Annotated in this window: 14 protein-coding genes; 5 read left to right on the top strand and 9 right to left on the bottom strand. The window is 59.8% G+C overall.

Annotation, left to right across the window (positions count from 1 at the left end; genetic code table 11):
• Window positions 1-5 precede the first annotated feature (5 nt).
• On the top strand, window positions 6-401 hold the full coding sequence (locus QA648_RS00670) for a VOC family protein (protein ID WP_283048979.1): 396 nt from the start codon (window positions 6-8) through the stop codon (window positions 399-401).
• Window positions 402-463: 62 nt separating this feature from the next.
• Here the strand turns inward: QA648_RS00670 and QA648_RS00665 are convergent, their stop codons facing one another.
• On the bottom strand, window positions 464-859 hold the full coding sequence (locus tag QA648_RS00665; RefSeq protein ID WP_283048978.1) for a PRC-barrel domain-containing protein: 396 nt from the start codon (window positions 857-859) through the stop codon (window positions 464-466).
• A gap of 360 nt (window positions 860-1,219) precedes the next feature.
• On the opposite strand from QA648_RS00665, the gene QA648_RS00660 reads away from it, so the two are divergent.
• Window positions 1,220-2,917: a long-chain fatty acid--CoA ligase gene (locus tag QA648_RS00660; RefSeq protein WP_283048976.1), complete on the top strand. Its 1,698-nt coding sequence runs from the start codon at window positions 1,220-1,222 to the stop codon at window positions 2,915-2,917.
• A 188-nt stretch (window positions 2,918-3,105) separates the two neighbouring features.
• A complete protein-coding gene (gene pgi / locus QA648_RS00655; protein WP_283048974.1) occupies window positions 3,106-4,731 on the top strand; it encodes a glucose-6-phosphate isomerase in 1,626 nt (541 codons plus the stop codon).
• 121 nt (window positions 4,732-4,852) lie between these two features.
• On the opposite strand, the gene QA648_RS00650 is transcribed toward pgi, so the two are convergent.
• The 3 genes from QA648_RS00650 to QA648_RS00640 form a co-directional block, all read right to left on the bottom strand.
• Entirely contained in the window at window positions 4,853-5,779 is a 927-nt protein-coding gene (locus QA648_RS00650; protein ID WP_104821902.1) for a carbohydrate kinase, read from the bottom strand.
• A gap of 75 nt (window positions 5,780-5,854) precedes the next feature.
• A complete protein-coding gene (locus QA648_RS00645) occupies window positions 5,855-6,556 on the bottom strand; it encodes an orotate phosphoribosyltransferase (RefSeq protein ID WP_283048971.1) in 702 nt (233 codons plus the stop codon).
• A 97-nt stretch (window positions 6,557-6,653) separates the two neighbouring features.
• Entirely contained in the window at window positions 6,654-7,328 is a 675-nt protein-coding gene (locus QA648_RS00640) for a TetR family transcriptional regulator (protein ID WP_283048969.1), read from the bottom strand.
• A gap of 100 nt (window positions 7,329-7,428) precedes the next feature.
• On the opposite strand from QA648_RS00640, the gene QA648_RS00635 reads away from it, so the two are divergent.
• Both QA648_RS00635 and QA648_RS00630 read left to right on the top strand, forming a co-directional pair.
• Entirely contained in the window at window positions 7,429-7,575 is a 147-nt protein-coding gene (locus QA648_RS00635; protein ID WP_283048967.1) for a hypothetical protein, read from the top strand.
• Window positions 7,572-8,051, top strand: a complete 480-nt coding sequence (locus QA648_RS00630; RefSeq protein ID WP_283048965.1) for an anthrone oxygenase family protein — start codon at window positions 7,572-7,574, stop codon at window positions 8,049-8,051. The genes QA648_RS00635 and QA648_RS00630 overlap by 4 nt, the downstream gene beginning before the upstream one ends.
• A 7-nt stretch (window positions 8,052-8,058) precedes the next feature.
• Here the strand turns inward: QA648_RS00630 and QA648_RS00625 are convergent, their stop codons facing one another.
• The 5 genes from QA648_RS00625 to QA648_RS00605 all read right to left on the bottom strand — a co-directional run bounded on the left by QA648_RS00625 (window position 8,059) and on the right by QA648_RS00605 (window position 13,033).
• A complete protein-coding gene (locus QA648_RS00625) occupies window positions 8,059-9,237 on the bottom strand; it encodes a GGDEF domain-containing protein (RefSeq protein WP_283048963.1) in 1,179 nt (392 codons plus the stop codon).
• Window positions 9,238-9,416: 179 nt separating this feature from the next.
• Window positions 9,417-10,457, bottom strand: coding sequence for a dihydroorotase (pyrC, locus tag QA648_RS00620; protein WP_283048961.1), 1,041 nt, complete (start codon window positions 10,455-10,457; stop codon window positions 9,417-9,419).
• Between the two features lie 97 nt (window positions 10,458-10,554).
• On the bottom strand, window positions 10,555-11,187 hold the full coding sequence (locus QA648_RS00615; protein WP_283048958.1) for a nucleoside triphosphate hydrolase: 633 nt from the start codon (window positions 11,185-11,187) through the stop codon (window positions 10,555-10,557).
• Window positions 11,184-11,993: an ATP-binding cassette domain-containing protein gene (locus tag QA648_RS00610; RefSeq protein WP_199773513.1), complete on the bottom strand. Its 810-nt coding sequence runs from the start codon at window positions 11,991-11,993 to the stop codon at window positions 11,184-11,186. Before QA648_RS00610 ends, QA648_RS00615 begins: the two co-directional genes overlap by 4 nt.
• Window positions 11,969-13,033: an ABC transporter permease gene (locus QA648_RS00605; protein ID WP_283048955.1), complete on the bottom strand. Its 1,065-nt coding sequence runs from the start codon at window positions 13,031-13,033 to the stop codon at window positions 11,969-11,971. Before QA648_RS00605 ends, QA648_RS00610 begins: the two co-directional genes overlap by 25 nt.
• Window positions 13,034-13,041: the final 8 nt, after the last annotated feature.

Genomic DNA, 13,041 nt, shown 5'->3' with positions numbered 1-13,041 from the left:
TGCGCATGGCAAAAATGATCCATTCGATGATCCGAGTGCTCGATGAAGCGCGCTCGGTCGATTTCTACAGCAAGGCTTTCGGGCTCGCAGTCGCCGACCGCGTCACCTTTCCGACCTTTACACTGATCTATCTCAGCAATGCCGAGACCGGTTTCGAATTGGAATTGACCATTAACCAGGGCCGTAGCGAACCCTATGCGCTCGGCGAAGGCTATGGCCACCTTGCCGTTTCGGTCGATGAACTCCGGGACGAGCACGCGCGCTTCACCGAGCTTGGCCTCAATCCCGGCAAGATCGTTGAGCTCAATCGCGATGGAAGACTTTTCGCCCTCTTCTTCTTCGTCAGCGATCCCGATGGCTACAGGATCGAAGTCATGCAGAGAAACGGGCGGTTTCAGTAAAAGCCGCATAAACCAAAGCCCCGTGAAAACGGGGCCAGTTTCTGGCTTTCCTTTATGTGTGCCTACATCCAGTAGGGTGGCACGCCGAAATAGTCATGGCTCTTGTGGCCACTATCCTTGTGGGCGACGATGTCGTCCTTGCTGGCGAAACGGCGGGCTTTTTCGATGTCATTCTTGGTCATATTGATACGATAGCCATCGATGCGAGCATCATAGCGTAGCTTTTCCCACGGCAGCCGGTAGTGATCCTGGCCGATGCCGAAAAAGCCGCCGAAGCTCAGAATGATGAAAGCGATGCGACCATCGCTTTTTTCCAGCATCAGGCGCTCAATATGACCGATCTGCTTGCCATCGGACCCGAAGACCTTGGACCCCTCGACCCGGTCGCATGCGACCAGCATCGACATGTCCTTGACATAGAGTTCGCGGCTAATCGTCTCGGCACTCTCTTTATGCATGTGCGCACCTCCTCTTGGATACGCTTCACATAAAACTCTTGAGCATCCGACCCCGCCCCGGAGTACCGTGCGGGCAGCACGATGCGTTCGGTGAGGTCCTCGCTCACCGCGCATTAACGCGCTGTTGTCACAAAAGTTCCAGTACTTTTTTCAAACTTATTAAAAAATAGTTAACGCTCAGGTATTATTGACGTTTACGTCAAAGTCAGTATAGCTTTCATAGTCGCCCTACGTCTTTAGGTGAGGGCAAAAGCGGCAGCGGTGCGAAAAGCGGGAGACTTTTCCACCAAGCAGTGCCACGCTACAAAGCCGCGGCTCGCCGAAGGCGGGGCGTGATGATGCGTCAAGGAGGAAGTACGCATGAATTCAGTTTCCGCTCCTTCGGATAGACCGCTGGTCAAAAAGATTTGGCTCGCATCTTACCCGGATATCGTGCCGGCCGAACTGCCGCCGCTGGAGCATGCATCGCTCGTTGAATTGCTGGAGGAAAGCTGCGCGCGCTATGGCGACAAGCTCGCCTTCACCAGCATGGGCAAATCGATCACCTATCGCGATCTCGATACGCAAACGCGCAAGATCGCCGCATGGCTGCAAAGCCTCGGCCTTCAGAAGGGCGACCGCGTCGCCGTCATGATGCCGAACGTGCTGCAAAACCCGATCACCGTTTACGGCATACTTCGTGCCGGTCTTGTCGTCGTCAACGTCAATCCGCTTTACACGCCGCGCGAACTGGAACACCAGCTTCGCGATTGCGGCGCCAGGGCGATCTTCGTGCTTGAAAACTTCGCCCATACGGTGGAGCAGGTCCTGGCGCATACGGATGTGCGCCATGTCGTGGTCACCGCACTTGGCGACATGCTCGGCATCAAGGGCCACATCGTCAACTTCATCGTTCGCAAGGTGAAGAAACTGGTACCGGCATGGTCCATCCCCGGCCATCGCAGCTTCAAGGGCGTGCTCTCCGAAGGGGCGCGACTGCCGTTGAAGCCATCCGAGGTCACCAGAAGCGACATCGCCTTCCTGCAATATACCGGTGGCACGACCGGCGTTGCCAAGGGCGCGATCCTGACGCATTCCAACCTGCTCGCCAACCAGCAGCAATTGCTGCTCTGGCTGCAGTCCGCCTACATCAACAAGCCGCGCCCCGAGCAGCTCACCTTCGTCTGCGCCTTGCCGCTCTATCACATCTTCGCACTCACGGTGAATTCGCTGATGGGCATGTCGCTCGGCGGCCATAATGTGCTGATCGCCAATCCGCGCGACATACCCGCCTTCATCAAGGAGCTGGGCAAATACAAGTTCGACATGTTCCCAGGCCTCAACACGCTGTTCAACGCGCTAATGAACAATCCCGAATTCGCCAAGCTCGATCTGTCCAGCACAGCAACGCTCGCCGGCGGCATGGCGGTGCAGCGGCCGGTCGCCGAGCGCTGGCAGAAGATGACGGGGGCCTGGATCACCGAGGGCTACGGTCTTTCCGAGACCTCGCCGGTCGCAAGCGCCAATCGTTTCGACAGTCCGGAATTCAGCGGCACGATCGGCCTGCCGATCACCGGAACTGATTTCGACATTCGCGACGAGAACGGCAAATCGCTGCCGCTCGGTGAGGTCGGCGAGATCTGCATCCGCGGGCCGCAGGTCATGGCGGGCTATTGGAAACAGCCGGCCGAAACCGCGCGCGTGATGACATCGGACGGCTTCTTCCGCAGCGGCGACATGGGCTTCATGAACGAGCGCGGCTATACCAAGATCGTCGACCGCAAGAAGGATATGATCCTGGTTTCGGGCTTCAACGTCTATCCGAACGAGATCGAAGAAGTTGCCGTCATGCATCCCGGCATTCTCGAAGCCGCGGCAATCGGCGTGCCGGACGAACATTCAGGCGAAGCCGTCAAGCTTTTCATCGTCAAGAAGGACCAGGCGTTGACCGAGGCCGATGTCAAGGCGCATTGCATCGCAAACCTCACCAATTACAAGCGGCCGCGCTTCATCGAATTCCGCAGCGAACTGCCGAAATCGAATGTCGGTAAAATCTTGCGCAAGGAATTGCGCGACTGACATAATTCGGTGTCATTATTCCCTGCCAATCGGGAAGCCGCCTGCCTCCATCCGCGGGCGGCTTTTTTCGCTTTTACCTGCGCGCGAACTTGATTTACCCCTCACAAAGCGAATAGTTTCCGCGACTAACTCAGAGTGCCCCCGCCCTCGCCAGACGGCCAGCGGCGCGAACCGCAAGGAGCCCCTCCATGAACGCCCTCGTCGAACAACTGAAGAGCACCGCAGCTGCCACCAAGGCCACCGATATCCGCGCCGCCTTCGCCGCCGACGCCCAACGTTTCTCCCGCTTCAGCACCTCGCTTGACGACCTGCTGATGGACTATTCCAAGACCGCGGTGAACGACGAGATCTTCGCGCTTCTCGAGAAGCTCGCAACCGAAGGCGGCATCGCAGCCAAGCGCGACGAAATGTTCTCGGGCGCTGCCATCAACTTCACCGAAAACCGAGCTGTTCTGCACACCGCGCTGCGCAATCGCTCCAACACGCCTGTTCTCGTCGACGGCAAGGATGTGATGCCCGACGTCAACGGCGTCTTGGCGGCCATGGGCAAATTTGCCGACGGCATCCGCTCTGGCACGCTAAAGGGCGCGACCGGCAAGGCGATCACTGACGTCATCAATATCGGCATCGGCGGCTCCGACCTCGGTCCGGTCATGGCGACCTTGGCACTAGCTCCCTTCCATGACGGCCCGCGCGCGCATTTCGTCTCCAACATCGACGGCGCCCATATCGCCGACATCCTGAAGCTCGTTTCGCCGGAAACGACGCTGTTCATCATTGCGTCCAAGACCTTCACCACCATCGAGACGATGACGAACGCCCAGACGGCGCGCAACTTCATCGCCAAGGCGCTTGGCGAAGCAGCCGTTCAGCATCACTTCGCCGCCGTTTCGACCGCGCTCGACAAGGTTGCCGCCTTCGGCATCGACAGCGAACGCGTCTTCGGCTTCTGGGATTGGGTTGGCGGCCGCTACTCGATCTGGTCAGCCATCGGCCTGCCGCTGATGATCGCCGTCGGTCCGGAGAACTTCGGCAAGTTTCTCGACGGCGCGCATGCGATGGACAACCATTTTCGCAAGGCGCCCTTCAAGGAAAACCTGCCGATGCTGCTTGGCCTCATCGGCTTCTACCATCGCAACGTGCTGGGTTACACGACCCGCGCCATCCTGCCCTATGACCAGCGCCTGTCGCGCTTCCCGGCCTATCTGCAGCAGCTCGACATGGAATCGAACGGCAAGGGGGTCACCATCGACGGCACGCCGGTCGAGGGCAATTCCGGTCCCGTCGTCTGGGGCGAGCCGGGCACCAACGGCCAGCATGCCTTCTACCAGCTCATCCACCAGGGCACGAGCATCATCCCGGCCGAATTCATGATTGCCGCCAATGCCTTCGAACCGGATCTGCGTCACCAGCATCAGTTGCTGATGGCAAACTGCGTGGCACAGTCGGAAGCCCTGATGAAGGGCCGCACCTTCGCGGAAGCCAAGGCCCAGCTCACCGCCAAGGGCATGGACGACAAGAAGGCCGATTTCATCGCGCCGCATCGCGTCTTCACCGGCAACCGTCCGTCGATCACCTTTGTCTACGACAAGCTAACGCCTTATGCGCTCGGCCGCCTGATCGCTCTCTATGAACACCGCGTTTTTGTCGAAGGCGTTCTGTTCCGCATCAACTCCTTCGACCAGTGGGGCGTCGAGCTTGGCAAGGAGCTGGCAACCGGCCTGCTGCCGGTCATCGAAGGCAAGGAAAGCGCTGCCGGCCATGATTCGTCGACACAGGGCCTGGTGGCTGCGCTGGCAAGCCGGGCGAAGTAAGTCTCTTCGACCAAAACAAGATGGCCCCGTCTGCTGCGTCAGGCGGGGCTTTTTTGTTGGTGATAGACTTACGCGGCAATCGCGATGGTTATCCCGCCCGCCAGGGGCGGGATAGGACCCCTTACAGCCCAATCTCACTCGCCCAAGGCGGATTTGCCCCTGCCCTGGAAACCGTAACAGCAGCCGCCTTGGCACCAAGCGCCAGCGCGTCCCGCAGCGCCTTCTCATCCAGCGAAGCGACCTGCGCCTTGGTCAGCAGATCATTCATCTTCAGCGATGCCAGGATGCCGGCGTCGAACGTATCGCCGGCCCCCACGGTATCGACCACGGTGACGCGTTCGCTCGGGACCGTAACCTTCAACGACTTCGTGTACCCTGTCGCGCCCTCGGCGCCCTTGGTAACGACGATCAGCTTGGCGCCCTGGTTCAGCCAGTGAGCAGCAAGCTCGTCATGGTTTCCGGGGATGCCGAACCATTCCAGGTCCTCGTCCGAGAATTTCAGGATATCGGACATGGCGGCCATGCGGCTGATACGGCCCATATGCGCGGCCTTGTCCTTGATGAAACCGGGCCGGATGTTCGGATCGAGCGAAATGACGCGGCTTTGGTGCTCGCGCTTCATCAGCGCTTCATAGGTCGCGCCGCAAGGGTTGGGGATTAGGCTGATGGCGCCGAAATGCAGGGCTTCGCAGTCGTCCCCCAAGGTCGGGAGATCGGCCTCGGTGATCATGCGGCCGGCGGAACCTTCGTCGTAGAAGGCATAGGTCGCCTGACCATTGACGAGCTTGACGAAAGCGATCGTGCTCGGACGGGGAGCGATGGCGCAATAGCTGTAATCCACCTTGGCCGCCGAGAGCGTCTCGCGCAGGATATCGCCCATCATGTCGTCGGCAATGCCGGTGAAGAAACCGGTCGGCACGCCCAGGCGGCCAAGCGCAATCGCAGTGTTGAAGATCGCACCGCCGGCATAGGGCGCAAAGGCCTTTTCACCCAGCGTCGTATCTCGCGGCAGCATGTCGATCAAAGCTTCGCCACAGCACAATATCATTCCGGCCTCCTCGAGCGCACGTCTGTCGTCTAGTTCCGTAAATCGATTAGATAACTTTGCGGCAAAAGCAAAGCGTCACTTTGTTGCCAGTTCCGATACGCCGCCGTTGCGGCCGGACCAGGCGAGCGGAGCGTCGAGAAAAGCTTCAACTTCCTCGAGCGTTTTTTCGTCGAACAGCTTTTGCGCCTTGGCGACGGCGAGCGCGTCACGCCAGGTGGCGATATGGTGAAGCCGAACCTTGCGGTTGGCGAACCGCTCCTCGGCTTCCGGGAAAATGCCGTAGTAAAACAGCGCCATGCCGTGGTCGACTATGCCGCCGGCGGCGCGGATGGCGTCGATGAAGGTGAACATGCTGCCGCCCGCCGTCGTCAGATCCTCGATGACCAGTACGCGGGCACCTTCGGGCATATGGCCCTCGATCTGCGCATTGCGGCCATGGCCCTTCGGCTGCTTGCGGACATAGATCATCGGCAGGTCGAGACGCTCGGCGAGGAAGGCGGCGAAGGGAATGCCCGCCGTCTCGCCGCCGGCAACGCAATCGAACTGCTCGAAACCGGCGTCGCGCATGACGATGCTGGCGGCGAAATCCATCACTGTCGAACGAATGCGCGGGTAGGAAATCAGCTTACGGCAATCGATATAGACCGGGCTCGCCATGCCGGAAGCCAACTTATAAGGCTTCTCGGCGCTGAAATGCACCGCCTTAATCTCCCAAAGCATCTTCGCCACCAGTTCGGCCATGACGGCGCGATCGGAAAATGTCATCTGGGTGGTCATGCAGGCCTCCTTCGCTATTTAAGACATTCCTGCGGCAATAGCAGCAAGTGGCCGAGGTTTCCAGACGGATCGGTCCTCTGCGCGCCTCTTCCAGAGGCTATTGCATCGATTGCGGCGGCTTCTCCGAAACAGCACCGATATCAGCGGGCAGCATTGCCTTAAACAGGGCGATCGCCCTGTCGCCCTCCTCCTTCTCGAGCGAAATCGCATAGCGCACGGCGGCGGCGACCAATTGCATGGTCAGTCGCGCAATCCGAGCCAGCTCCTCGGAATCACGCGCCGGCCAGAGACGATGAAGGACGGCCAGAAAAGCCTGGGAATGCCATTCCATATCCTCGGCATCGATCTCCTGCAGAAGCTTGTCCGCCTGGGTCGCATGCCAGATATCCCGCATGACCGGCTCATCGCGGAACATCGCGTAGTAACCGTCGACGATGCTGCCAAGCGCGCCCTGAAGATCGGCGGTGCTTTGCACGCGCGCCAGTTCGATCTCCACACATTGCCGCCCCTGTTCGTTGAAGCGTTCGGCCAGCACGCGGATGATGGCGGTCTTATCGGGGAAATATTGATAAAGCGAACCGAAGGAGACTCCGGCCTTTTCGACGATCTCGCCCATACGCAATGCGTCGCTGCCGTTCTTTTCGATCAGCTCCATCGCAACCGATAAGATCCGCTCGACACGCTCGCGGCCGCGCTGCTGGCTGGGGATTCGGCGCGGTGTCCCCGCCTCTTCCTTGCTGCGCCTGCGTTTCACAATCGGTTCCTGCGTCATGCCACCGCTCGCCCGTCATTCTTGACAGACGATATAAGAGAGTTTATCACATTTTGCAAATGAGAGAATTTATCACATTTTGAACGATAGGAGGTCCAACATGCAGATATCGACGATCGCTATCTTTGGCGGATTGGGAAAAACCGGCGGCCGTGTCGTCCGACAGGTACTCGGCAGGCCGCCCAGGGATTTTTCCGACTATGCGAGTGAAACCGCCGCAAGCGGCATCTGGAGTGTCCAATCATGACCTACCCGATCACGAACATCGCTCTCATTGCTGCTGCGCTCGGCAGTGGCCTTCTCGCCGGCGTCTACTTTGCCTTCTCGACATTCATTATGCAGGCCTTCGCCCGCCTTACCGTCGATCAGGGCGTCGCCGCCATGCAATCGATCAATACGACGATTGTGCGTTTACCCTTTATCGTATTGTTCCTGTTGACGGCGGCGCTCTCGGTGCTCATAGCGGTCCTGGCCATCGTGTATTGGCGGGGCGGCATCAGCATCCTAATGATTGCCGGCGCGGCGCTCTACCTCGTCGCCAGCCTTCTTTCGACCATGGTATTCAACGTTCCTTTGAATGACGCTTTGGATAAGCTCGATGGCCGTACGGCGGAAGCAGCTCAGCTATGGAGCACCTATCTCACCGATTGGACGAGATGGAACCATGTGCGCACGGTGGCGTCGCTGCTCGCCGCCTGCGCTTTCGTCCGGGCTCTCTTTTAGCAGATTATCACGACGCCGTGCGGGAAACATCCGGTGAGACGGCGTGCAGATAGGCCGTAACCTCGACGCGGTTGCGGCCATTGCGCTTGGCGGCATAAAGCGCCTTGTCGGCGGCGCTGAGGACGCTGTCGAAGCCCATGCCCTCGGGGGTGCCGAGCGCAATGCCGGCGCTGACCGTGCAGGCGAAAGACTTGCCGTCCACGGTGAACTCGCGGGCCGCAAAAGCATCGCGCACCCGTTCGGCGATCTGCTCGGCCCGGCCCGGCAAGGCATTGTCGAGGACAAGCGCGAATTCTTCGCCGCCAAGACGGGCCACCGTGTCGGAGGCCCGCAGTACGGCCGACAATTCCTTGGCAAAAAGCTTGAGAACTATGTCGCCGGTGGCATGGCCGTACTGATCGTTGACGGACTTGAAGCGATCGATGTCGAAGACGATCACCGCCATGGAAGGGCCGAAAGAGCGGTGGCCATAGAGATCGAACAGAGCCCGCCGGTTGAGCAGGCCGGTCAGCGGATCGGTGATGGCCTGCTGACGATGATGCGCCGCCTGACGCCATTGGTGTAGCGCCAGCGACAGGGCGCCGATGCCGGTCATGCCGGCAATGCAGATGGCAAGGCTGACATCTTCGGCCCAATTGTCCGGCGCATGGCCAAGCACGAGTTTGCCGTCCCAGATCAGAACCCCCGCACACAGCGCGAAGGAAATGGCAGTCAATGTGTAAAGCGCGGTGATGCCATAGAGCGGCGTCGGCGCCTCCTGACGACTGAGCCAATATTCGCGCGCCGTTAGCAGGAGGAGCACTGCGACGACGATATTGTCGCACATGAAAGCGAGGCCATCATAACCGGCGAGCATGGCCGGCACGGAAGCGGCAATACCGGTCAGGCTTCCCAACAGAGCGCGGGCCTTGGAAAACCGGCGCGTGCGGAACTGATATCCCGCCGCCCAGATGACCGAAAAGCCGATGAAAAACAGCACGAAGGTAATAATGGCGAGCGTCGGTCGCGGCTGGTCGACATAAGCACCATAGGTGAAAATCCCGACGACGATTGGTACAAGACCGGCAGAACAGGTCAGCAGGAATGTCTCCGGCCGACGGGAAAACCAGCTTCCACCCAGCGTCACCGCAAGACAGGAGGCGGAAACGCCAAGGGCCAGCAGAAGAGAATTATAATCAAGCTCCATGCTCTTCCTTCGACGGTTTCATTCCGCACCGTTAGGGATCGGCATAACGCTACCCCTCAAGGGGTATCAAATTGGTTACGGGATCCGATAAAGATCATGTATTTCAATGAAATATGCCTTCGATATTACGAAAGCAGTTTTCGAACAAAATATTTTCATCGGCGCGCAGAGTTATTTTCTCAGCCCTCGACATCCCAGTGCAAGGGGAACATCGGATCGAAGACGGTAATGGGGCCGGCTCCAGTTTCGATCCTGTCGGGAAAGGCAACCGATTCCGCGCGGCGGATCAGGGTAATGCGATCCTCGTTCGCCGCAAGCCCATACCAGGCGGGACCGTTCAGCGAAGCGAAGGCCTCGAGCTTGTCGAGCGCGCCTTCTTGTTCGAAGACATGCGCCAGGCAGCTCATGGTGTTGAGCGACGTATAGATGCCGGCGCAGCCACAGGCGCATTCCTTCAGCGGATCGACATGCGGGGCGGAATCGGTGCCGAGGAAGAATTTAGCGTCGCCGCTCGTGGCCGCCGCGCGCAGCGCCAGGCGGTGGCTTTCGCGCTTGGCGACCGGCAGGCAGTAATAATGCGGCCGGATGCCGCCGACGAGGATGGCGTTGCGGTTGATGATCAGGTGATGCGTGGTGATCGAGCCGGCGAGATTGGTCTTTGCCGACTTGATGTAGTCGATGCCATCAGATGTCGTCACATGCTCCATGGTGACTTTCAGTTCCGGCAGGCGCTGACGCAAGGGATCAAGCACGGTTTCGATGAAAACCGCCTCGCGGTCGAAAATATCCACATCCGGCGACGTCACCTCGCCATGCACGCAGAGCGGCAGGCCGATCTTGGCCATGCGCTCCAGCACCGGCATGGCCTTGTCCATATTCCGAACGCCGCCATGGGAGTTGGTCGTCGCACCGGCGGGATAAAGTTTGACGGCGGTAATGAGGCCGCTTTTCTTGCCTTCCTCGACATCGTCGGGATCGGTGTGCTCGGTGAGATAAAGCGTCATCAGCGGCTGGAAGCGGTCGCCTGCCGGCAATGCCTTCAGAATGCGCTCACGATAGGCAGCCGCATCCGCCGTGGTGACAACCGGCGGCACCAGGTTCGGCATGATGATGGCGCGGGCGAAATGCCTCGAGGTATCGCCGATCACGCCTTCCAGCACGGCGCCATCCCGCAGATGCAGATGCCAATCGTCAGGGCGGCGGATGGTGAGCTTTTGCATGGCGCGAACCTCTGAATGGTCTCAATTTGTCGCGCTTTCGATAGCACCATAAGCCACCGCAAAACAATCAGCGATGACGTGTAAATGACAGCGGAGTTCAGCCCTGCACGATATCGATGGTAAAATCGGCCGGACGGCGGTTCTCGAGGATCAGCCGGCCGTTCGGCAGGTCGTTGCCGTAGACCTTGGCACCGGCGGCCTCGTCGTCGAGGTCATAGCCCCTCCAGCGCTCCCAGAGCCGTTGCTCCAAGACCTCGATCGGCGGCGCCAGCATGATCGAATAATCGAACATACCTTCCAGCTCCGCCCATTTGCCCTGGCTGAAGAGCAGGTAGTTACCCTCGATGACGATGAAACGGTGATCGGGGGAGACGATGCGGGCCGACGCGATGGCGATCTCGCGCGAGCGATCAAAGACCGGCACCAGCACCTCCTGATCGGCCGCTCGCACCGCTCTGACGATATCGAGAAAGGCGCGGACGTCGAAGCTTTCGGGCACGCCCTTGCGCTTCAGCAGGCCCTTTTCGATCAGGACGGCATTGTCCATGTGGAAGCCGTCCATCGGCAGGACCTCGGCGCTCTCACCCTTGGCTTTGAGCGCCTTGGCCACATTGTCCGCCAGCGTCGATTTGCCGGCGCCGGGCGGGCCGGCAATCGCGACGAGAAACCGTTTTGCGCCAGCGGCGCGCCCGATGATCTCGTCGGCGATTCCCTCAAGCACGGAACTCATGCGGCGACTGTCTCTGCCGGCGGCGCCTTGGCGCCGGTCATGAAGGCAACGGCATCCGACATGGAATATTCCTTGGGATTGATCACGGTCAGACGACGCCCGAGGCGATGGATATGGATGCGATCCGCCACCTCGAAGACATGCGGCATATTGTGCGAGATCAACACGATCGGCAAGCCGCGGGCACGCACGTCCAGAATGAGCTCCAGCACCTTGCGGCTTTCCTTGACGCCAAGGGCGGCCGTCGGCTCGTCCATGATGACGACCTTGGAACCGAAGGCAGCGGCGCGTGCCACTGCCACACCCTGGCGCTGGCCGCCCGAGAGCGTTTCCACCGCCTGGTTGATGTTCTGGATCGTCATCAGGCCGAGCTCGGTGAGCTTGTCGCGGGCGCGCTTTTCCATCGCCGGTCGGTCCAGCATGCGGAACCAAGAGCCAAGGATGCCGGGCTTCCGGATCTCGCGGCCGAGGAACATATTGTCCGCGATCGAGAGCGCCGGCGACAGCGCCAGGTTCTGGTACACCGTCTCGATGCCGGCCTCGCGTGCTTCCATCGGCGATCGGAAATGGACGGGTTTCCCCTCCAGCCTGATCTCGCCTTCATCGGGCGTGGTCGCGCCGGAAATCGCCTTGATCAGCGAGGATTTGCCGGCGCCGTTATCGCCGATAACGGCAAGGATTTCGCCGGGATAGAGGTCGAAATCGGCATTGTCGAGGGCGGTCACGCGTCCATAACGCTTGATGAGGCCGCGGGCTGTGAGAAGGGGTTCGCCAGTCGTGGTCATGCCGACACCTTTCTGATCCATTGATCGATCGCGACGGCGCCGATGATCAGCACGCCAGTCAGAAGAACCTTCCACTGCGGGTCGGCTCCGAGCATGTTGAGGCCCATGGACACCACGCCGACGATCATCGCGCCGAACAGCGTGCCGAGGATCGAACCGCGGCCACCGAAGAGCGAGATGCCGCCGATCACGGTTGCGGTAATTGCCTGAAGATTGAAATCCGTCACGGCCGAGGATGGCGAGATCGAACCGTTGCGGCCGATCGAGACCCAAGCGGCAAACGCCGCGATCAGTCCCGAAACACCATAGACGGCAAGCAGCACCTTCTTGGTCTGGATACCGGACAATTTTGCCGCTTCCGGATCGTCGCCGACAGCATAGACATGTCGGCCCCAAGCCGTGTGATTGAGCACATACCATAGGCCGACTACGAGCAGCACCATGGCGATGACGCCGAGCGTCAGCACCGCGCCGCCAAGGCGGAAGCTGATGGCGAAGAAATGCAGGAGCGGCGCCTGTTCGTCGACATCGGTGTCGCGAATGGTCTCATTGGCGGAATAGATGAAATTCGTCGCCATGACGATGTTCCAGGTGCCGAGCGTCACGATGAACGGCGGCAGCTTCATGGTGGCGACGAGGAAACCGTTGAGCAACCCACAGACGCCGCCCGCGAGCATGCCGGCAAGAACGGCAATCGGCGTCGGCATGCCATAGGTTATGGCGCAGTTGCCCATGATGACAGCGGAAATGACCATGATCACGCCGATCGAAAGATCGATGCCGGCGGTCAGGATGACCAGCGTCTGGGCCGCGCCGAGAATGCCAACGATAGCGATCTGCTGCAGGACAAGCGTCAGCGTGTAGGCGGAGAAGAAACGCCCGCCGATGGCAATGCCGAAGACGATGATTGCCACCACCAATACGATCAATGGCACCGCGGCCGGCGTCGAATGCAAGAAATGCTGTGTGCGTTTGAGAAGTGTGACATCCTGGTGCTCGAACGAGGCAACGTTCTTGTCGCTGCCGTCGAGAACACGCTCGAATTCCTGTGCTCCGGTCATTGTTTTCC

The sequence above is a fragment of the Rhizobium sp. CB3171 genome (genome assembly GCF_029714265.1).
GTDB lineage: Bacteria > Pseudomonadota > Alphaproteobacteria > Rhizobiales > Rhizobiaceae > Rhizobium.
Note: the sequence above shows the minus strand (reverse complement) of the source record. Positions and strands in the feature narration are given on the sequence as shown.

Bases quoted from the DNA above. Each gene is read 5' to 3' on its own strand.
- QA648_RS00650 (WP_104821902.1), bottom strand. From the start codon at position 5,779: ATGATATTGTGCTGTGGCGAAGCTTTGATCGACATGCTGCCGCGAGAT.
- QA648_RS00635 (WP_283048967.1), top strand. From the start codon at position 7,429: ATGCAGATATCGACGATCGCTATCTTTGGCGGATTGGGAAAAACCGGC.
- QA648_RS00630 (WP_283048965.1), top strand. From the start codon at position 7,572: ATGACCTACCCGATCACGAACATCGCTCTCATTGCTGCTGCGCTCGGC.
- QA648_RS00640 (WP_283048969.1), bottom strand. From the start codon at position 7,328: ATGACGCAGGAACCGATTGTGAAACGCAGGCGCAGCAAGGAAGAGGCG.
- QA648_RS00605 (WP_283048955.1), bottom strand. From the start codon at position 13,033: ATGACCGGAGCACAGGAATTCGAGCGTGTTCTCGACGGCAGCGACAAG.
- pyrC (WP_283048961.1), bottom strand. From the start codon at position 10,457: ATGCAAAAGCTCACCATCCGCCGCCCTGACGATTGGCATCTGCATCTG.
- QA648_RS00660 (WP_283048976.1), top strand. From the start codon at position 1,220: ATGAATTCAGTTTCCGCTCCTTCGGATAGACCGCTGGTCAAAAAGATT.
- QA648_RS00665 (WP_283048978.1), bottom strand. From the start codon at position 859: ATGCATAAAGAGAGTGCCGAGACGATTAGCCGCGAACTCTATGTCAAG.
- QA648_RS00645 (WP_283048971.1), bottom strand. From the start codon at position 6,556: ATGACCACCCAGATGACATTTTCCGATCGCGCCGTCATGGCCGAACTG.
- QA648_RS00615 (WP_283048958.1), bottom strand. From the start codon at position 11,187: ATGAGTTCCGTGCTTGAGGGAATCGCCGACGAGATCATCGGGCGCGCC.
- pgi (WP_283048974.1), top strand. From the start codon at position 3,106: ATGAACGCCCTCGTCGAACAACTGAAGAGCACCGCAGCTGCCACCAAG.
- QA648_RS00625 (WP_283048963.1), bottom strand. From the start codon at position 9,237: ATGGAGCTTGATTATAATTCTCTTCTGCTGGCCCTTGGCGTTTCCGCC.
- QA648_RS00610 (WP_199773513.1), bottom strand. From the start codon at position 11,993: ATGGATCAGAAAGGTGTCGGCATGACCACGACTGGCGAACCCCTTCTC.
- QA648_RS00670 (WP_283048979.1), top strand. From the start codon at position 6: ATGGCAAAAATGATCCATTCGATGATCCGAGTGCTCGATGAAGCGCGC.